The sequence below is a fragment of the Alteraurantiacibacter lauratis genome, assembly GCF_037154155.1.
Classification (GTDB): domain Bacteria; phylum Pseudomonadota; class Alphaproteobacteria; order Sphingomonadales; family Sphingomonadaceae; genus Alteraurantiacibacter; species Alteraurantiacibacter lauratis.
On sequence record NZ_JBANRN010000012.1, the window covers coordinates 1 to 19,745 of the forward strand.

The window sequence follows — 19,745 nt, forward strand, 5'->3', positions numbered from 1 at the left end:
CTCGCCAGAAACTTCCTATCCGCCGTATGCCTTGCCGCCGCCGTGGCTTTCTGGCTCTGATTGAGTCTCGACCCTAATCTTCTTTGGACTGTTCCCCTATAAAATTGGACTGAACATTGGGACTGCGACGGGCGTTCCGTTCAAACTCATAAATGTTGGTAGTCAGATCCGAAAGCCGCATCGGTTTGCATTGTGCTTGGGTGTAATTTTCGTCTTTGCTGTTTTCCATTTCGGATTGAACGCTGCTCTTATGGCGCTGATAATTGGATCAGGGCCGATAGCGGCGCTTGTAGTTACGGGTTATCGTCAGATGCAGAAGGATAATGCCCCGGAAGATTAACGGCAGCCTCACCCCGCCAGCAGATCGCAAATCCGCCCCGCGCTCTTCCCATCGCCGAACGGATTGTGCGCCCGCGCCATCGCGTCATAGGCAGCGCGGTCATCCAGCAGCCGCTCCGCCTCGGCCACGATCACATCGGCATCGGTGCCCACCAGCTTGGCTGTGCCGGCATCGACGCCTTCGGGCCGCTCGGTCGTCTCGCGCATCACCAGCACCGGCTTGCCCAGCGCAGGTGCCTCTTCCTGCACTCCGCCCGAATCGGTCAGCATCAGGTCTGCGAGGCTGAGGAGCCGCGCGAAATGCGGGTAATCGAGCGGTTCGATCATCGCCACATTGGCTATCCCGCCCAGCGCGCCGTCCATCACGGCGCGGACATTGGGGTTGAGGTGGACGGGGAAGATCACCGCCACATCATCGCGCGCGGCCAGCCGCCGCACCGCCTCGGCAATTGCCTCCATCCCGCCGCCGAAATTCTCGCGCCGGTGGGTGGTCACGCCGATGATGCGTTTACCGGCAAAGCGCGCCTCCAGCTCCGCCAGCCCGCCCGCCAGCGAGGGATCAGCCGCGATCTTCGCCGTGATCCAGTGCAGCGCGTCGATCACCGTGTTGCCGGTGACGTGGACGGTTTCGGGTGGCACATTCTCCGCCAGCAGGGCATCGCGGCTGACCGTGGTGGGCGCGCAGTGCAGCGCGGCGATGGCGCCGATGATCTTGCGGTTCACCTCTTCGGGCCAGGGGTGATAGATATTGTGCGAGCGCAGCCCCGCCTCGACATGGGCCACGCGGATCTTGCGGTAATAGGCGGCCAGTGCGCCTGCCATGGCGGTGGCGGTATCGCCCTGCACCACCACCCAATCAGGTTTTTCGGCGTCCATCACGCGGCCCAGGCCGGTGACAAGGCGTGCGGTGAGTTCATCGAGCGTCTGGTCGGGCTGCATCACCGCCAGATCGTGATGCGGGGTGATGCCCGAAATTGCCAGTACCTGATCGAGCATGCCGCGATGTTGTCCGCTCACGCAGACGCGGGCATCAAAACGCGGGTCAGCTTCCAGCGCGTGGACGAGGGGGAACAGCTTGATCGCTTCGGGACGGGTGCCGAAGACGGTGAGGATGCGAAGCGGCGAAGTCATGCGCCGCCTATACTGGCCCAAGCGTTACTAACGGCCTAGCGAAGCACACGCCTAGGGCTGCATCACGGGCGGCCGCTGCGGGATGGCATCGGGATCGACAACGCGCAGTTCGGGCAAGGCCTCTTCCTCGCCCGGAAGCGGGGCATCGCGTTCGGCTTCCAGCCGTTCGAGATAAGCGCGCTCCAGTTCTTCCACGCGCTGCTGCGTCATGCGCGCATCGGCGTCTATCGTGGCCAGACGTTCGGCGCGGGCCTGTTCGATCTGCAGGCTGAAGCGGCGTTCGGGCGAATTCTCGCGCTCGGCACGGGCCAGTTCGATTTCTTGAATCGAGCAGCCGATTTCCGATCCGCCGCCCACATTGGTGCACGATCCGGGGCCGAAAGCACCCACACGTTCGTTCTCTCGCGCGCGCTGCGCCCAGCTGCGGTTTTCCGGGCTGGGGCTTTGCCGCAGACGGCTGGGGATACGGTAGGGATCCTCGATCTGTTCGCACACCACGATGGTGTTCGGATCTTCGGATTGCGGGCAGGCCTCGCCTTCCTGAAGCTGCACCATCATCACACGCTCGCCGCCCGTATCCTGCGCGGCAGCGGGTTGGGCGAGCAAACCGGCGGCACCAAGGGCGGTGGTCAGAATCAGGAGGCGCTTCATCGTCGGTTCCTTCTACGTCCTGTCGCCAGTGGCGAAGTCGGGCTTAACCTGCCGTGAAGACAGGGGCGCACGCAATGATCCGCGTCAAATCCGCTCCGAAAGGCGGATGGCCACGCGGCACCCAAGGCGGATTGCGGCGGAAAACAGCGGATAGGCCGGTGCCTTCTCCGCCCCTGCGGCCAGCGCGGCATCGCGGTGTTCGCGCTCGTCATCGCGGAAACGCGCGATCAGGCCGGCAAGTTCCGGATCATCGCCTTCCGCTTCCAGTTCTTCGAGCTGCGCGGTGTAGTGCCGGTCGATCTCTTCCTCGATCGCGGCGGTGCAGGCCATGGCGGCTTCCGGCCCGATCAGCGCAGAGCCTGCGCCCAGCGCAAAACCCGCCACGTTCCAGAACGGTTGCAGGGCCGTGGGACGCACCCCGCGCCGCGCCATCAGCGCGTCGAACTGCGCGCGGTGCTCGGCCTCCTGATCCGCCATGGCGCGGATTTCCGCCGAATGCGGCCCGCGATCGCCCATTACCGCCAATTGCCCGGCATAGATGCGGGTGGCGCCATATTCGCCGGCCTGATCGACCCGGATCATGCGCGAACGATCAGCTGCTGAGGCCATTTTCACTTCCTGTTCTTCTTTGCCAGCAGGGCAAATATGGCGATGGCCCCGCCAATCGAAAAGAGCGCGTTGAACCCTGCCAGCGAGATTCCCGCCAGCGTCCACGGCGCCTGGCTGCATGAGACGGTGGGCTGGGCAAGGATCGCCTCCAGCGGATCGCTGCCTGCGGGCGTGCCGGTAACCGCGCAGGCCGTGATCCCTTCCCACCAGCCATATTCGACCCCGGCATGGAACGCGCCAATCAGCCCCGATGTCAGGATGCCGCCTGCTGCCAGCGCCACCAACACGCGGCGCTGCGGCACGATCACGAAGGAGGCAAGCGCCAATGCCACCGCCGCGAAATGCGGCCAGCGCTGCCACCAGCACATCTCGCACGGGAACAGGCCAAAGCCGTATTGCGAGACATAGGCCCCCGCCAGCAATGCGGCAGGAAGTGCGAGCGCCAGACGCTGCGCAACGATTTCAGAACGCCCCTTCATCGCCCGATCAATTGCGTGATGTCGAGAGGCCGCGCAGCGCCACCGTGGCGCGTGTGGTGCGGCGGAGCGTTTCGAGCGCGTAATGCAGCTGGAAATCCTCGATCCCCTGCTCCTCCAACTGGGCCGCGGTGAGTTGGAAACGCGGATCGTCAATCCGGTCGCGCTCGATATCGCGGTTTTCGCGACCCAGTTCGTTCACCAGATGGCCGCGCAGATCGCTTTCGCGCAAGGCATAACGCTGCCGCCGCTCGGCATCGGGATCGGAAATTTGCGGCACGCGGATATCAGGCTCGATCCCGCCTTCCTGCACGCTGCGGCCTGACGGGGTGTAATAGAGCGCGGTGGTCAGCTTCAGCGCCGAATCGCGGGTCAGCGGCAGCAGCGTCTGCACGCTGCCCTTGCCGAAACTGCGTTCCCCCATCACCAGCGCGCGGTTGTGATCCTGCAAGGCGCCGGCCACGATCTCGCTGGCCGAGGCCGAGCCCTCGTCGATCAGCACGATGATCGGCAGACCAGCAGCCACATCGCCGCGAAAGACGGATTCGGCCTGGTAATAGATCGTGTCGCGCGGCGTGCGCCCGCGCTGCGAGACGATAGCCCCGCGATCGAGGAAGAGGTCGGACAGCGCCACCGCTTCATCCAGCGAGCCGCCCGGATTGCGGCGCATATCGAGCACGAGGCCCGCCAGCCGCCCGCCCGATTCGGTTCGCAGGCTGTTGATGGCGGCCAGCACATCGGCGCCCACATCGCGGCTGAATTCGTTGACGCTGATATGGCCGATATTGCCCTCTTCCAAGGAGAAGGTCACCGGTTCCAGCTCGATCACGCCGCGCGTCACGGTCACTTCAACCCGGTCGTCGCGGCCGGGACGGAACAGCGTCAGATCGATCGTGCTGCCCGCGGGGCCGCGCATCCGCGCCACCGCTTCGTTGATGTCGAGGCCATAGATCAGCTCGCCATTGATATGCGTGATGAAATCGCCCGCCTTGATCCCCGCATTGTCCGCCGGACTGCCACGGAAAGGCGAGACGACCTTTACCGCGCCGTCTTCCATCTGGATCGAGATGCCCAGCCCTTGATATTGCCCGTCGATCATCGTCTCCAGCCGTTGCAGCGACGACCCGTCAAGATAGGCGCTGTGCGGATCGAGCGCAGCGAGCATCCCGTCAATCGCACCGCGGATCAGCCGTTCATCCTCCACCGGCTCGACATAGCTCGCCTTGATCCGCTGATAGGTCGCGAACAGCTTGGCGAATTCGGGCGAGGCGCGCCCTTCCACCTGCGCAAAACCGGCGGTGGTTGCAGGCAGCAGCGCAATCGCGGTGCACAGCGCTGCAACGCGGAAGGCGGGAAGAAGCTTCATCAAAGACACATCCTGTCAGACTACCGCCCCGTTGTATCGCAGCCCCCGCGTTAACGCCAGATGAGGAAAAGGGCCGTCCTACCCGGCATATTCGAGCGGGTTCACTGGCTCGCCGCCGCGGCGCAATTCCACGCTGATCGACGGGCGGCCCGGCCCGGCAATACCGATCGGCGCACCGCCGACCAGTTCATCGCCCACGCGCACATCGCTGCGCGCCAGCCCGGTGACAAGACTGGTCCAGCCCCCGACATGTTCGATGATCACGATCTGCCCGTATCCGCGATAGGGGCCGGCAAAGGCCACGCGCCCGGCAGCAGGCGCCACCACCTGCGCATTGCCCTGCGGCGCCAGCGTCAGTCCCTGGCTGAAGCCACCTTCCACCGGCACGCCAAAGCCGGTCAGCGTGCGGCCCGTAACCGGCAGGATATAGGGGACAGGCGCGCCAACAGACACGGAAGAGGCCGGCGGCGTCGCCGTGCTAACGTCAGGCGGAGCGGCGTTGCTTGCGCCCGCCAGCCGATCAGGCCGCAGCACCGGGCCGGGCAGTGCGGCCAACCGGTTGCGCAGTTCGGCTGCGCGGTCGAGTTCAGCCACCAGCGCATCCAGATCGCGTGCCTGTTCGGCCATCGCCAGCGCGCGCTCCGCCTCGCGGCTGGCGATGGAGCCGGCCTGCCGCGCCGCGAGACGCTGGCGTGCCTCCAGCGCGACGAGTTCGCGCCGCCGCTCGCTCAGTGCGGCTTGCTCCTCGCGCAGGACACGGGTGGCCTGTTCGGCCTCCTCCTCCAGCCGGGCCGCACGCGTCAGGCGGTCGCGCAGCAGCTTGGTGCGTTGCTCCACCTGCGGCAGCGTGCTTGCCATGACCGCCCGCAGATAGACCAGGTCGCGCACCTCGCCTGGCCGCAGCAACGAAAGCGCCAGCGGCCGCCGCGCAAATTGCTGCAAGGCGGCGGTGAGCGAAACGATCGGTTTCTCCTCGCGACCCAGCGCGCCGCGCAGCTCTTGCTGCTCGCGCCCGATCAGCACCAGCCGCGCTTCGGCTGCGCCAATGCCGGCCTCCGCCTGCTGGATGCGCGCCGCAAGGGCCGCAGCCTGCCGCGCAGTGCGTTCGGCGGCGTCCTCGGTCAGTTGGGCTTCGGCTTCGAGCCGCTCGCTGCGCGCCTGCGCGGCCTGCCGCGCGGCCAGTGCCTGTTGCAGCGCGGCGCGCGTCTCGGCCGCATCCTCATAGGCCGGTGTGCGCTGCGCCGTGGCAGAATAGCCCAACGAGGCAGCACATACTCCCAAGGCCAGCAGAAATGGAGCCATGCGCGTCATCGCGCCTATCCTGCCCTGTGATAAGGGTGCCCGGCAAGGATTGATGTGGCGCGGAACACTTGTTCCATCAGCATGGCGCGGGCCAACAGGTGCGGCCAGGTGGCCCGGCCAAAGGCAAGCAGCAGATCGGCCGCATCACGCTCTGCCTGCGAATGGCCATCCGCCGCGCCCAGCACGAAACGGCATTCGCGCACCCCTCCGTCGCGCCATTTCTCAAGCGTGGCGGCGAGCTCTTCGGAAGAAAGATCGCGCCCCTTTTCATCGAGCAGCACGGTGCGGCACGGCGTGAGCGGATCGGCCACCCTGCCGCCGGTTTCGGGCAGTTCGGTCAGTTTCAGCGGCCATGTGACGCGTTTTTCATAACGCGCGACGAGCTCGGCTTCGGGTGTGCGGGCGATCTTGCCACGGGCGATCACGTGCAAAAGAATTGGCCCCTCCTCTTCCTCTTTCGGGCGGAAGGGGAGGCTTCTTACGAAGCCTTCTCTTCCCCGAAGCCCCACATGCGTTCGAGATTGTAAAAGCTGCGCACTTCGGGACGGAACAGGTGCACGACCACATCGCCCGCATCGATCAGCACCCAGTCAGCGGCAGGCAGGCCTTCAATCCGCGGCGTGCCGTAGCCTTCCTGCTTCAGCCTTTCGCCCAGCTTGGTTGCCATCGAGGCGACCTGGCGGGTGGAACGGCCAGAGGCGATGATCATGTGATCGGCGATGGAGCTTTTTCCGGCGAGCGGGATCGACACAAGGTCCTGCGCCTGATCCTCGTCCAGCTGGTCGAGGATGAAGGCATGGAGCGAGCCCGGTACGGCGGAAATGGTATGGTCTGGATTGCTGGTCATGGAAATGATGGTTGCGGTGCCGGTGGGGACCGGAACGGCCTGGGTGGAGGCCCGGTCGATCTGGACAGATCTCATCGCGACGTTTCTTGCTCCTGTGGCAAAGGATGGAAGGTGTCCGGCCCACGGCAAAACAGCAGCAGGCCAGCACGCCTCATGCGGCCGAACCTCCCGAATTGTCGTGGATGAGGGAATGCGTGACCTGATCCCGGACAGCGCCGATGAGCCTGCTGGCCCAGTGCGGATCCGCCATTCTCAGCGCGGTGGCCGAGCGGGGATCGGGATCGAAACGCAATTCTATCAGCGCCGGTGCGCTCCATTCGCCCCGGTTGGACAAGCGGGTTGCGGCCAACCGGTAACGCCGCAACCAGGCCATGGCGGGGCTCGCCAAGGCATCTCGATCATAACCGGGCCGGGCGATCACCGCAATCGGCATTTCGCGGGCGATCCCGCGCCAGTTCTTCCAGCGGTGGAATTGCGCCAGATTATCCGCCCCCATCAGCCAGACGAAACGCCGTTTCGGATAACGCCGCTTGAGCGCGCGCAGGGTGTCCACGGTGAAGCGCGTGCCGAGTTGCCGCTCTATCGCGGTGACGCGGATGGGTGCCCGGCGGGCCTGCATCTGCGCGGAACGCACGCGGGCGGAAAGCGCAGCCATGCCCGCCTTGGGTTTCAACGGATTGCCAGGCGATACCAGCCACCACGCCTCGTCGAGCGCCAGCGCGGCCATGGCGAACAGCGTCACCCGGCGATGCCCGCCATGCGCGGGGTTGAAACTGCCGCCCAGAATCCCGGTGAGCGGCCCGCTCATCTGGGGACGCGGCGGGGTGACACGCGAAAACCGTGGCGGTGATCCTGCGCCTTGATCGCCCAGGCAGGATATTCGTCCTCCAGCCGGCCCACTTCGTCCAGCGTGGCGAGTTCCTCTGCCGTCAGTTCGACATCGCTGGCCGCGAGGTTCTGCGCCAGCTGGTCGGGCCGTTTGGCCCCCACGATCACGCTGGAGACGACCGGCTGATGCAGCAACCATGCCAGCGCAATCGCGGCCACCGACCCCCCCCGCGCCTCGGCCATCGGGCGCATCGCGGCAACGGCAGCAGCGGCCATCGCCTTGTCCGCGCGGGGAAAATCGAGCTTGGCCCGCCGCCCCTCGCCCGACACCGCGCCATCGGGGCCGAAATCGTATTTGCCCGACAGCAGACCGCCCACCAAAGGGCTCCACACCATCAGGCCCAGCCCTTCGCTGCGCATCATGGGCACGATCTCGCGCTCCAGCTCGCGCCCCGATACGGCGTAGAACGCCTGGTTGGAGATGAATTTGTCCCACCCGCGCCTCTCGGCAATGCCCAGCGCCTTGGCGATCTGCCACGCTGCCCAGTTCGACACGCCGATATAGCGCGCCCGGCCCGACCGCACGATATCCTCCAGCGCGCGCAGGCCTTCCTCCATCGGCGCGTGGGGATCCCAGCCGTGAATCTGGTAGAGATCAACATGGTCCACACCCAGCCGCGCCAGACTGGCGTCAATCTGGTGGAGCAGGTGATAGCGGCCATATCCGCCATCATTCGGCCCCTCGCCCATCGGCCCCATGCCTTTGGTCGCAATCACCACCTGATCCCGCGCCACGCCCAGATCGCGCAGCGCCTGCCCGGTGAACACCTCGCTCTGCCCGGCGGAATAGACATTGGCGGTATCGATGAAATTGACGCCCGCATCGAGCGCCTGTTTCACCAGAGCGGTAGACCCGGCCTGATCGAGATCATGCTGGAAGAAGGCGCTGGGCGCGTTGCCGAAGGTCATCGCCCCCAAACACAGTTCAGACACAACCAGACCCGAATTGCCCAGCCGGTTATACCGCATCGCTCTCCCCCCTACAGGCCGCGATCAGGCGCGCGTCTGGCCGCTGCCCAGCACCTGCCACTTGTAGGTCGTCAGCCCTTCGAGCGCCACCGGCCCGCGCGCATGCAGGCGGCCCGTCGCAATGCCGATTTCCGCGCCGAGGCCAAATTCGCCGCCATCGGCAAACTGGGTGGAGGCGTTGTGCATCACGATGGCCGAATCGACTTCGGCCAGGAAACGGTCGGCCACCGCCTGATCCTGCGTCACGATGGCTTCGGTATGGCCGCTCGAATGGCGGGCGATATGCTCCATCGCCGCATCCACCCCGTCCACCACCGCGACCGAGAGGATCGCGTCGAGATATTCGGTGTCCCAATCCTCCGCCGTGGCGGGTTTGATCCGCGGATCAAGAGCCTGCGCACGTGCATCGCCGCGCAGTTCGCAGCCTGCATCGAGCAGCGCGGCGACCACATCCTGCGAAGCGGGAAAGGCAGCGTCGAGCAGCAGCGTTTCCATCGCCCCGCAAATGCCGGTGCGGCGCATCTTGGCGTTCAGCGCCAGCGCCTTTGCCATCGCCGGATCGGCGGCAGCGTGGATGTAGGTGTGGCAGATACCGTCCAGATGCGCGAGCACAGGCACGCGGGCATCGTTCTGCACCCGCTCGACCAGGCTCTTGCCGCCGCGCGGCACGATCATGTCGACCAGACCTGCGGCACGCAGCATGGCGCCCACCGCCTCGCGATCCTGCGTGGGGATAAGCTGCACCGCCTCAGCCGGCACGCCTGCGCTGGCGAGGCCTGACGCCAGGGCGGCGGCAATCGCGCGGTTCGAATGCACCGCCTCGCTCCCCCCGCGCAGTAAGGCGGCATTGCCGCTCATCACGCACAGCGCGGCGGCATCGGCGGTCACATTGGGGCGGCTTTCGTAAATAATGCCGATCAGGCCGATGGGAATCCGGCGGCGCACCAGCGTCATTCCGGCAAGGGCAGTGGATCGGTCAATCTCCTGCCCCACGGGATCGGGCAGGCGGGCGACATTCTCGATCGCGGCGGCAATCCCTTCCAGCCGCTTGTCGTCCAGCCGCAGCCGGTCAAGCATCGCGCCCGAAAGGCCGCGCGCCTCGCCCGCGGCAATATCCTGCGCATTGGCGGCAAGGATCTGCGGCGCAGCGGCGCGAAGCGCGGCGGCAGCAGCCATCAGCGCGGCGGCCTTCTCCCCCGTGCGCATCCGCGCCAGTACGCGCTGCGCGCTGCGCGCTGCGCGCGCGAGATCGCGCACCAGGGTCTCCACCTCTGCTGCCTGTTGCTGTTCCGTTACCGATGCGCCGTCCAGCGTGTGCGTCTGTTCCATGGCAGGCCCGATACCATCGCCGCCGTGCCTTGTCAGGCGTAATAAAGCACGCAGCACCGACAACGAATCGGCAGTTCACCCAATCGCGCCTGTGGCCGATTCGCCACGGCAATTGCGCAAACACTTCTGCGAATCCGTGGATCGTTCCACGGCTCACCGCATGGTGCCTTCGTTTCGCCCCAAAGGTAAACGCCCAGCAGTCGACTCTCCCGGATCAGCCGTTAACCCCACGGCATACGGCGGGGCAAATCGCAAGGGGTCGTCTTGGAAAAGAATACCGTCGGCGGGCTGATGCACCGCCTGCGGACATGGTTTCCTGAGCGTGAATTCTTCATGCGATCGCAGGGCCATGTCCGTTTCGTCAAGATAACATCGCGGATGCAGATGACCGTAGCCGGCGTGGCGCTGGTGGCGTTGCTCGGTTGGGCCGGGTCGATGGGCGCGCTGGCTGTCAGCCAGTACCGCGCGCAGGCCGAACGCGCCGATCTGCTGACCCGCGCGGCGCAGGTTGCAAAGGCGGAAGACCGGCTGGAAGATTACCGCCAGGATCTCGACCAGATCACCGCCAATCTCGAACAACGGCAGGACTTCCTCGACGGGATCCTGCAGATGCTCCCCGCCGACATGAATGCCGATGGCGAGGAGGCGGCGCCAGTATCCGATTCGACCGAGGAAGCGCAGGAACTGATCGGTCTGATCGAGGGCGCAATTCCCGAAGCCGCCGGCCTTGCCCGCATCGAAGCGCGCCAACTCGCCTTTGTCGAACGCCTCACCCGCTATGCCGACCGCCGCGCCAGTCGTACCGAACAGGCCATCCGCTCGCTGGGCCTCGATCCGCGCGCGGTGATGGTGCGCGACGAGGCGGCGATGGGTGGTCCGCTGCAAATGCTGCGGTCGGACAGCAACGGCTCGCTCGATCCGCGCTTTGAACGCCTGGCGCTCAGCCTCTCGCGGATGAGCGCGCTGGAACGCGGGCTTGGCGAAATCCCGCAGGTGATGCCGGCGGACATGCGCAGCATTTCTTCGGGCTTCGGCTACCGCCGCGACCCGTTTACCGGTCGTGCAGCGATGCATGCGGGCCTCGATTTCCGCGGCCCCATCGGCGCGCCGATCCACGCCGCCGCCGATGGGCGGGTCAGCTTTGTGGGCACCAAGGCGGGATATGGCCGCACGGTGGAAATCACGCACGGCAACGGCATGATGACCCGCTACGCCCACATGTCGCGCTGGGATGCGCGTGTCGGGCAACAGGTCAGCGCGGGCGAGGTTATCGGGCGCATCGGCAATACGGGCCGTTCCACCGGGCCGCACCTGCATTTTGAAGTTCATATCAACGGCCGCCCGGTCAACCCGCGGCCCTTCCTGGAGTCGGCATCCAATGTTCTCGAAGAAGCCCGCGCGGAGTTCGCCGCCACTGGGGACGAGAAGCATGGCCACTGACCGCGCGACCTTCTCGGTCATCGGCAAGGATGTGACCATTCGCGGCGATGTGTCGGCCTCGGCCGATCTGCACGTGGATGGCACTGTGGTGGGCGATATTGCCTGCGCTGCGCTGGTGCAGGGCGAAGCCAGCCGCATCGAAGGCGCAGTGACAGCCGAGCGGGCGCGTCTTTCGGGCCATGTAAAGGGCACCATTACCGCGCGCGAACTGGTTGTGCTCAAATCCGCGCGGATCGAAGGCGATGTCGTCTATGAAACGCTGACGATCGAACAGGGTGCCGCCGTGGAAGGCCGCTTTGCCCCGCGCGATGCCGGTTCGGGCCGTGCGGCGGTGCCAGGCGACAAGGTTGTACCGCTGGGCAATTGAGCAGCTTCACCCGCGCGCCAAAAGGGCGGCCTAGGTATTTCTGCCCGGCCGCCCTTTTTGTGCGTCTCTGCGCTGCGGGAAGTCGATCAGGCGCCGCCAGCTTCGGCGGCGCGTTTGGCTTCGAGCCATGCCTCGGCCTCGGCCTCCTGCGCGGCTTCGGATGCGAGGCGCGCCGCCGCTTCACGCTCGGCCTTCAGCTCCTCGATCAGCGCTTCCCGGTCGTCGCGGCGTGAGGCCGCCATGGTTTCCTCCGCTTCGGCCTCCTGCTCGGCTGCCTGCTGCGCACCAGCCTTCTTGGCGGCGCGGGCGACCGCCGCGTCGAGTTCGCGCTGCGAACACAGGCCCAGCGTCACCGGATCCTTGGGCGTGATGTTGGCGATGTTCCAATGGCTGCGTTCGCGGATCGCATTGATTGTGTTGCGCGTCGTGCCGATCAGCTTGCCGATCTGCGCATCGGAGATTTCCGGATGATTGCGAATGATCCAGGCGATGCCGTCGGGCTTGTCCTGCCGCTTGGACACCGGAGTGTAGCGCGGGCCCTTGGTGCGGCTGACATCGACCGGCGCCTTCTGCATCTTGAGGCGGTATTCGGGGTTGGCCTGCCCCCGCGCGATCTCCTCATGCGTCAGCTCGCCCGAATGGACCGGGTCGCGGCCGGTATATTTGGAGCTGGCAAGGTCATCGGCCATCGCCTGCACTTCCAGGATGTGCAGACCGCAGAATTCGGCGATCTGTTCAAAGCTGAGCGCCGTGTTGTCGACCAGCCAGGAAGCGGTCGCGTGCGGCATAAGGGGGGTGGGCTGGGCCACGCGAAATCTCCATCGGAAATAAAAGGGCCGCCCCTCGCGGGACGGCCTGCACGGAGGACGATTTAGTCCCTCCGCGCGCAAACGGCAAGCATTTGAGTCAACGGGAAGCAGATCACGCGGGCGACGGGGCCAGCACCGGCGCCGGCGCCGCGCTCGCCAGCGGATGCAGCGCGGCCAGGAATTGCTGCGCACTGGCCCGCCAGCCGAAGGATCGGCCATGCGTCAGACATACCGTGCGGGAAAGGGTCAGCGCCCCTGCAATGGCGCGATCCAGATCCTCGTCCATCACCCCGCTTTGGGGCGAGAGGACATCAAGCGGGCCGGGCACGGGATAGGCCGCTACCGGCGTGCCGCAGGCCAGCGCCTCGACCATCACCAGCCCGAATGTATCGGTGCGGCTAGGAAAGACGAACACATCCGCCCCGGCATAGGCCGCCGCGAGCGGCGCACCGGTTAGCTGGCCCAGAAAATGCACATCGGGAAAGCGCGCACGCAGCGATGCCAGTGCCGGGCCGTCGCCCACCACCACCTTGCTGCCCGGATGGGTGGCAGAAAGGAACGCCTCGATATTCTTTTCCACCGCCACGCGACCGACATACAGCTGGATCGGGCGCGGCAAGTGCAGGAACAGGTCAGGCGGCGCGTAATCCGGGTGAAATGTTTCCGTATCGACCCCCCGGCTCCAATGCCTGAGCTGCATCAGCCCCTGACCGCGCAATTGGGCGCGGATCGTCTCGGTCGCCACCATGATCGCGGCGGCAGGGCGGTGGAAATGGCGGATCACCGGCCAGATCAGGCTGGCCGGAAGGCCCGTACGCCGCGCCACGTAATCGGGGAATTGCGTGTGATAGGCGGTGGTGAAGCTGCGCCCGCGCGCCAGACACCAGCCGCGCGCCGCCCAGCCCAGCGGCCCTTCGGTGGCGATGTGGATCGCATCGGGCGCAAAATCGGCGAGCAACCGCCCCACTGCGCGCCGCCCGGCCAACGCCAGCCGGATTTCAGGGTAGGTCGGGCACGGCATCGAGCGGAAGCGGTCGGGCGCGATGATTTCCACCTCGTGGCCCATGGCGCAAAGTTCGCCCGTCACGCTTTTCAGCGTGCGCACCACGCCGTTGACCTGCGGGCTCCACGCATCGGTGACCAGCGCAATGCGCATCACGCGGCCTGCGGCACCAGTGTGGGGCGCGACGCCTCGGCCGCTTCGCGCCTGGCGATTTCGGCAGGCCAGTGGAGGATTTCCATGCGCCCGTCCGCATGTTCGACCAGCGCGTTGCAGCCTTCCACCCAATCGCCGTCGTTCCAGTATTCCACCGTCTTGCCGTCATGGCTGAACAGGCGGTGTTCGGCGGTGTGAATGTGGCCGCACACCACGCCATCGACCCCGCGTTCGCCCGCAGCGCGCGCGACGATTTCCTCGTAATGCGAGATGAACTCGACCGCGTTCTTGACCTTGTGCTTGGCCAATTTGGACAGCGACCAATAGGGCAGGCCCAGCCTTTGCCGCACCGCGTTCACCCACACATTGGCCGCCATCAGCGCGTGGTAGGCGGCATCGCCCACAAAGGCGAGCCAGCGGTGCGCCAGCATGATCGCGTCAAATTCGTCGCCATGCAGCACCATCAGGCGGCGGCCATCGGCGGTGTCGTGAAAGGCGGCGCGGCGGATTTCCACCCCGCCAAAGTTTAGCCCGGTAAACTGGCGGAACATCTCGTCATGGTTGCCGGGGATGTAGACGATGCGCGTGCCGCGCTTGGCGCGTTTCAATATGCGGCGCACGATGTCGTTGTGGCTGGCGGGCCAGTAGAACTTCTTCTTCAGCCGCCAGCCATCGATAATGTCGCCCACCAGATACATGGTGTCGGAATCGACATGGTCGAGGAAATCGATCAGCAATTCGGCGTTGCAGCCCTTGGTTCCCAGATGCACATCGCTGATCCAGACGGTGCGGAACTTGCGCCGTTTGCCATGTGTCTTTTCGGGAATGGCGGCGGGCCCGTTCGCAAAATCATCCAGTGCGGCGGCGGAAGTGCTGTTGCCGAAATTGCCTTCGATATAGTCCCCGAACATGGCGCGGGTTCCCTTGTTGCCGTGATGCAATGTCGCGGCCACTAGCGGGCAATTGTTACAGCGGCCCCGCAATTCCGCGACAGATCAGGGACAATGTGACCGGGAAAAGGCACTCCGGCAGCAGGATCAAAGGGGCAACAACGGTGACGAAGTTGACATCGTCACGATCGGCCTTATGGAAAATTTATTTCGCAATATCAGCAATATACGCTCCGAAACCAAAGTTGACACTTTGCTGGAACGGTTTTGCTTCGGCGGGCAGCGGATCAACAGTGCAAAGAACCGGCAGAGCGCTGCCACCCCGCGGCATCTGTAGGAAAGCGCCAGCCACCCCTGTCGCAATCAGCCCCGGATCACATAAGGCTGCGGCGCCACCCAGGGCGAAACCATGTTGTAAGGCACGGTGATGAACACCGCCTCCACCCCGGCAATTTTGCCGCCCACGATCTTGAACATCTCCAGCAGCACGAAGCTGTGCGGGAAATGGAAGATCGAAGTATGGCGGCTGCCATCGGTCCAGGTCACATCGGTCACGCGGCCCGCATGGTCGATAAACCCGGCGGCCAGCACGATGCCCTTTTCCTCGTCAACAAGGGGAAAGCGCCGGTCGCGCAGGCGATCATCATAGATATACTGCCCCAGCCGGAACTGGTCGGCCGTGCCCATGCGCGCAATCGGATAGCCTTCGATTTCGGTATTGGTGGTCTGCAGCCCGTTCTCGATCCGGTCGCAATCCTCGGTAAAGTGCGTGAACAGCGTGCCGTCGTTCAGCTGGATCGTGTCGAAATAACCGTCCGCAATGGAAATCAGCCGATCGCGCGGCAGGCGCTGATCGGGCGGGACATCGGCCAGCATCAGCGGGCGCACCGGCTTTTCATAACCGGCAATATTGGGGAATGGCCCCAATTCGTGCGCGCGGCAGATAATCGTCTCGACCTCGGCAATCGCGTCCCCGCGAAAGGCGAGGCGCAGCGCCATGATCGCAGGATGGCCGCGCTCCTCGATCACGCCGAACCAGCTCACCTGCCCGGTCTGCAGATCGGCGCATTTCAGATCGTAATCGGGCCGCCGCGCACTGATCGTGTTCCACAACCCGTCGCCCAGCATCAGCTGCACATTGTTTTCGGTGAAGATCACATCGGACGTGAAAGCGAGGCGCGAAGGGTCTTTTGCCACCAACGCATTCAGATAGGCCTCTGCGCCTTCATACAGCGCGGCGCGGCTCCATCCCTGCCCTGGATGCGATGATACCGCCATTCTCATTCCTCTCCCACTTTCAGCACGATCTTGCCGAAATGCGCGCCCGCTTCCATGCGGGCATGCGCCTCTGCCGCATCGGCCAGGGCAAAGCATTCGTCCATTTGCGGCCGCAAATCGCCCTGTTCCACCAGCGGCCAGACCTCGCGCGCAATTTCCTGTGCCAGCGCCGCCTTGAAGCCATCGGAACGGGCACGCAAGGTCGATCCAGTAAGAGTCTGGCGGCGCACCATCACTTTGCCGAGATGGATGGTCGCCTTCGGCCCGCCCAGCGTGGCGATGGTGACCAGACGCCCCTCCACCGCGAGACAATCGAGGTTCCTCTGCGTGTATTCGCCCGCCACCACATCGAGGATCACATCCGCGCCGCGCCCATCGGTAAAGGCGCGCACCGCCTCGCCAAAATCCTCCTCGCGGTAATTGATCGCCAGATCCACGCCCAGCGACCGCGCCTGCGTGCACTTTTCCGCGCTGCCGCAGGTGGCGATCACGGTAATGCCAAAGAGCCGCGCCAGCTTGATCGCCATGCTGCCAATACCGCTGGTGCCGCCGTGGACCAGCAGCACTTCGCCGTCGCGCACAGCCCCGCGCTGAAAGACATTGTGCCACACGGTGAACAAGGTTTCGGGCATGGCGGCGGCCTCTGCCAGCGAAAGCGCGGCGGGCACGGGCAGGCAGACATCGGCGGCGGCGAGGCAATATTGCGCATATCCGCCGCCATTCACCAAGGCGCAGACGCGCTGGCCCAGCAGTTCTGGCGTCACGCCTTCGCCCAGCGCCACTACGCTGCCCGCCACTTCCAGCCCCGGCAGGTCGCTTGCCCCCGGCGGCGGCGGGTATAATCCGGCGCGTTGCAGGCAATCGGGCCGGTTCACGCCCGCATGGCTGACCGCGATCAGCACCTGCCCCGGCTGAGGTCGCGGCACGGGCCGCTCTTCTAGGCGCAAGACCTCCGGCCCGCCCGGCACGGTGACGGCAACCGCCCGCATCATTTCCGGTAGCACATCGGGAAAATCGTGCCCCAAGCATCCCTCCCGCCACAGTTCAATCGGCTTCCACGCCTGTAAGGCGCGCGGGCATTGACAGCAAGCGGCGAGGCGGCAATGCTGCCAGTCATGGAAGACGATCTTCCCCGCCCGCGCGGCGATGCCGCGAGCCTCCTTTCGAAGGAGTCGCTCGACAGCTATTCGCAGGAAGAGCTGGTCGCGCGCATCGCCTTGCTTGAGGCCGAAATCGCGCGAGTCAAGGCGCACCACGCCAAGGCGGCCGACCACCGCAAGCTGGCCGAGGCGCTGTTCCGCTCGCCAGGTGGAGGCGGCGCCTGATGATGGCGCGGGCAGCAGATGCGCGGCCCTTGGTCCCTCTCGCAATTGCGCGGCGGCAGCTTATATTTTCATTATTGCAAGGCAGGCCGGACATTCCATTCAGCCAGTCGCAATCAACCGGGTGCATGATCGCGCCCACTGGATAGGAACGCATGGCACGCTTCGCGCAGAACCTCGAAAAGACCCTCCACACCGCGCTGCAGAATGCCAGCGAGCGGTCGCACGAATACGCCACGCTGGAACATCTGCTGCTGGCGCTGGTGGACGATGACGATGCCGCCGAAGTGATGACCGCCTGCGGTGTCGATCTGGGCGAACTGGGCAATGTGGTGCGCCAGTATCTCGATCAGGAATACCAGTCGCTCAAGACCGAGGACAATGCCGACCCGCAGCCCACTGCGGGCTTTCAGCGGGTGATCCAGCGCGCGATCCTGCATGTCCAGTCGAGCGGCAAGGACACGGTGACCGGCGCGAATGTGCTGGTGGCGCTGTTTTCCGAACGCGACAGCTACGCGGTCTATTTCCTCCAGCAGCAGGATATGAGCCGGCTCGACGCGGTCAGCTATATCAGCCACGGCATCGGCAAGAACGGCCGCCAGGCCGAAAGCCGCCCGCCTTCGGGCGCGGAGGAACCCGAAGTGCGTTCGGAAGAAAAGCCGGAAAAGAACAAGAAGGATTCTGCGCTCGACCAGTTCTGCGTCAACCTCAACCAGAAGGCGCTGGACGGCAAGGTCGATCCGCTGATCGGGCGCGGACCGGAAGTCGACCGCACGATCCAGATCCTGTGCCGCCGGTCGAAGAACAACCCGCTCTATGTGGGCGATCCGGGCGTGGGCAAAACCGCGATTGCCGAAGGTCTGGCGCGCAAGATTGTCGAAGGCGATGTGCCCGAAGTCTTGCAGGACGCGGTGATCTACAGCCTCGACATGGGCGCGCTTCTGGCAGGCACACGCTACCGCGGCGATTTCGAGGAGCGGCTGAAGCAGGTCGTCTCTGAACTCGAAAAAATGCCCGAAGCCGTTCTTTTCATTGACGAAATTCACACCGTGATCGGTGCCGGCGCGACCAGCGGCGGGGCGATGGATGCGTCCAACCTCTTGAAGCCTGCGCTGTCATCGGGCGCGATCCGCTGCATCGGGTCGACCACCTACAAGGAGTTCCGCAACCACTTCGAAAAGGACCGCGCTTTGCTGCGCCGGTTCCAGAAGATCGATGTGAACGAGCCGACGGTGGAGGATACGATCAAGATCCTCAAGGGACTGCGCACCGCGTTCGAGGAGCATCACAAGGTCAAATACACGCCCGAAGCGATCAAGACCGCGGTCGAGCTTTCGGCCCGCTACATCAACGACCGCAAGCTGCCCGACAAGGCAATCGACGTGATCGACGAGGCGGGCGCGATGCAGATGCTCGTGCCGCCCAGCCGCCGCCGCAAGACGCTGACGGGCAAGGACATCGAAAAGGTGATCGCCACCATGGCGCGCATCCCGCCCAAATCGGTCAGCAAGGACGACAAGGCCGCGCTCGCCAGCCTGGACAAGGATCTCAAGCGCGTGGTCTTCGGCCAGGACGAGGCGATCGAACGCCTCGCCACCGCGATGAAGCTGAGCCGCGCAGGGCTGCGCGATGCGGACAAGCCGATTGGCAGCTTTCTGTTTTCCGGCCCCACCGGCGTCGGCAAGACCGAAGTCGCGCGCCAGCTTTCCCATATCATGGGGATCGAGCTCAAGCGCTTTGATATGTCCGAATATATGGAGCGGCACTCGGTCAGCCGCCTGATCGGCGCGCCTCCGGGCTATGTCGGATATGATCAGGGCGGATTGCTTACCGATGCCATCGACCAGCACCCGCATTGCGTGCTGCTGCTCGACGAGATCGAGAAGGCGCATCCCGATTTGTTCAACATCCTGCTGCAGGTGATGGATAATGGCCGCCTGACCGACCATCACGGCAAGACGGTGGATTTCCGCAATGTCGTGCTCATCATGACGACCAATGCGGGCGCGGCCGACATGGCCAAGCAGGGCATCGGCTTTGGCGCGGGCACCAAGGTCGAGGCGCAGGACGAGGCGGTGAAGAAGATGTTCACCCCCGAATTCCGCAACCGCCTCGATGCTGTCGTCCCGTTTGCCTATCTCGGCCCGGAAACGGTAAGCCGGGTGGTGGACAAGTTCATCCTCCAGCTCGAACTGCAACTGGCCGACCAGAATGTGCATATCCAGTTCGACAGCGATGCCCGCGCCTGGCTGGCCACACGCGGCTATGACAAGCTGTATGGCGCACGGCCAATGGCCCGCCTTATCCAGGAGAAGGTGAAGCAACCGCTGGCGGAAGAGTTGCTGTTCGGCAAGCTGGCGAATGGCGGCGAAGTGCATGTGAGCGTGAAGGACGACAAACTTTCCTTCGAACTCACCCCCACCGCGCCGAAACCGGCCAAGCCGAAAAAGCCCGGTGCCAAAAAGCGCGCGGCCAAGCCAACGCAGGCGCCGGTGGAGGATGCGGGCGAGCAGTAATCCTTCCCCCTTCCCGCGCCAATCGCAGGTGACCCGGATGCAAGGAAACGGGGGCGGTGC

General features: G+C 65.0%; 20 protein-coding genes. 4 read left to right on the plus strand and 16 right to left on the minus strand.

Features of this window, described 5'->3' with window-relative positions:
• Positions 1–348: 348 nt before the first annotated feature.
• From wecB to WFP39_RS11290, 11 genes are all read right to left on the minus strand, one after another.
• On the minus strand, positions 349–1,470 hold the full coding sequence (gene wecB, locus WFP39_RS11240) for a non-hydrolyzing UDP-N-acetylglucosamine 2-epimerase (protein ID WP_336919704.1): 1,122 nt from the start codon (positions 1,468–1,470) through the stop codon (positions 349–351).
• A 51-nt stretch (positions 1,471–1,521) separates the two neighbouring features.
• Entirely contained in the window at positions 1,522–2,121 is a 600-nt protein-coding gene (locus WFP39_RS11245) for a hypothetical protein (protein WP_336919706.1), read from the minus strand.
• Positions 2,122–2,205: 84 nt separating this feature from the next.
• A complete protein-coding gene (locus WFP39_RS11250; protein ID WP_336919707.1) occupies positions 2,206–2,730 on the minus strand; it encodes a demethoxyubiquinone hydroxylase family protein in 525 nt (174 codons plus the stop codon).
• 2 nt (positions 2,731–2,732) lie between these two features.
• Positions 2,733–3,209, minus strand: coding sequence for a disulfide bond formation protein B (locus WFP39_RS11255; protein ID WP_336919708.1), 477 nt, complete (start codon positions 3,207–3,209; stop codon positions 2,733–2,735).
• A 7-nt stretch (positions 3,210–3,216) separates the two neighbouring features.
• Entirely contained in the window at positions 3,217–4,572 is a 1,356-nt protein-coding gene (locus tag WFP39_RS11260; protein ID WP_336919709.1) for a S41 family peptidase, read from the minus strand.
• 78 nt (positions 4,573–4,650) lie between these two features.
• Complete coding sequence (locus tag WFP39_RS11265) at positions 4,651–5,883, minus strand: murein hydrolase activator EnvC family protein (protein ID WP_336919710.1); 1,233 nt, start codon at positions 5,881–5,883, stop codon at positions 4,651–4,653.
• A gap of 5 nt (positions 5,884–5,888) precedes the next feature.
• A complete protein-coding gene (locus WFP39_RS11270; RefSeq protein WP_336919870.1) occupies positions 5,889–6,311 on the minus strand; it encodes a 23S rRNA (pseudouridine(1915)-N(3))-methyltransferase RlmH in 423 nt (140 codons plus the stop codon).
• Positions 6,312–6,352: 41 nt separating this feature from the next.
• Positions 6,353–6,721, minus strand: coding sequence for a ribosome silencing factor (rsfS, locus tag WFP39_RS11275; protein WP_336919871.1), 369 nt, complete (start codon positions 6,719–6,721; stop codon positions 6,353–6,355).
• A 151-nt stretch (positions 6,722–6,872) separates the two neighbouring features.
• Positions 6,873–7,529 carry a nicotinate-nucleotide adenylyltransferase gene (locus WFP39_RS11280; RefSeq protein ID WP_336919711.1) on the minus strand — a complete coding sequence of 219 codons (657 nt, stop codon included), beginning with the start codon at positions 7,527–7,529 and terminating at the stop codon, positions 6,873–6,875.
• Positions 7,526–8,578 (minus strand): aldo/keto reductase, encoded by a 1,053-nt coding sequence (locus tag WFP39_RS11285; RefSeq protein WP_336919712.1) that lies wholly within the window; start codon positions 8,576–8,578, stop codon positions 7,526–7,528. The genes WFP39_RS11280 and WFP39_RS11285 overlap by 4 nt, the downstream gene beginning before the upstream one ends.
• 24 nt (positions 8,579–8,602) lie before the next feature.
• The gene (locus tag WFP39_RS11290) at positions 8,603–9,907 is read right to left on the minus strand and encodes a glutamate-5-semialdehyde dehydrogenase (RefSeq protein WP_336919713.1); all 1,305 of its coding nucleotides are present in this window, start codon (positions 9,905–9,907) and stop codon (positions 8,603–8,605) included.
• A 264-nt stretch (positions 9,908–10,171) separates the two neighbouring features.
• On the opposite strand from WFP39_RS11290, the gene WFP39_RS11295 reads away from it, so the two are divergent.
• Both WFP39_RS11295 and WFP39_RS11300 read left to right on the plus strand, forming a co-directional pair.
• Entirely contained in the window at positions 10,172–11,347 is a 1,176-nt protein-coding gene (locus WFP39_RS11295; protein WP_336919715.1) for a peptidoglycan DD-metalloendopeptidase family protein, read from the plus strand.
• On the plus strand, positions 11,337–11,714 hold the full coding sequence (locus WFP39_RS11300) for a bactofilin family protein (RefSeq protein ID WP_336919717.1): 378 nt from the start codon (positions 11,337–11,339) through the stop codon (positions 11,712–11,714). The genes WFP39_RS11295 and WFP39_RS11300 overlap by 11 nt, the downstream gene beginning before the upstream one ends.
• Before the next feature lie 86 nt (positions 11,715–11,800).
• On the opposite strand, the gene WFP39_RS11305 is transcribed toward WFP39_RS11300, so the two are convergent.
• The 5 genes from WFP39_RS11305 to WFP39_RS11325 all read right to left on the minus strand — a co-directional run bounded on the left by WFP39_RS11305 (position 11,801) and on the right by WFP39_RS11325 (position 16,836).
• Positions 11,801–12,523 (minus strand): DUF1013 domain-containing protein, encoded by a 723-nt coding sequence (locus WFP39_RS11305; RefSeq protein ID WP_336919718.1) that lies wholly within the window; start codon positions 12,521–12,523, stop codon positions 11,801–11,803.
• 112 nt (positions 12,524–12,635) lie between these two features.
• Positions 12,636–13,679 (minus strand): glycosyltransferase family 4 protein, encoded by a 1,044-nt coding sequence (locus tag WFP39_RS11310; protein ID WP_336919720.1) that lies wholly within the window; start codon positions 13,677–13,679, stop codon positions 12,636–12,638.
• Positions 13,679–14,590, minus strand: a complete 912-nt coding sequence (locus WFP39_RS11315) for a UDP-2,3-diacylglucosamine diphosphatase (protein WP_336919722.1) — start codon at positions 14,588–14,590, stop codon at positions 13,679–13,681. Before WFP39_RS11315 ends, WFP39_RS11310 begins: the two co-directional genes overlap by 1 nt.
• Before the next feature lie 342 nt (positions 14,591–14,932).
• Positions 14,933–15,847, minus strand: coding sequence for a DUF8021 domain-containing protein (locus tag WFP39_RS11320; RefSeq protein ID WP_336919724.1), 915 nt, complete (start codon positions 15,845–15,847; stop codon positions 14,933–14,935).
• Positions 15,848–15,849: 2 nt separating this feature from the next.
• Positions 15,850–16,836, minus strand: a complete 987-nt coding sequence (locus WFP39_RS11325) for an NAD(P)H-quinone oxidoreductase (protein ID WP_336919872.1) — start codon at positions 16,834–16,836, stop codon at positions 15,850–15,852.
• 126 nt (positions 16,837–16,962) lie between these two features.
• Here WFP39_RS11325 and WFP39_RS11330 point away from each other — a divergent pair, with 126 nt between their 5' ends.
• Both WFP39_RS11330 and clpA read left to right on the plus strand, forming a co-directional pair.
• Positions 16,963–17,172: a DUF1192 domain-containing protein gene (locus WFP39_RS11330; RefSeq protein ID WP_336919725.1), complete on the plus strand. Its 210-nt coding sequence runs from the start codon at positions 16,963–16,965 to the stop codon at positions 17,170–17,172.
• A 152-nt stretch (positions 17,173–17,324) separates the two neighbouring features.
• A complete protein-coding gene (gene clpA / locus WFP39_RS11335; protein ID WP_336919727.1) occupies positions 17,325–19,685 on the plus strand; it encodes an ATP-dependent Clp protease ATP-binding subunit ClpA in 2,361 nt (786 codons plus the stop codon).
• Positions 19,686–19,745: the final 60 nt, after the last annotated feature.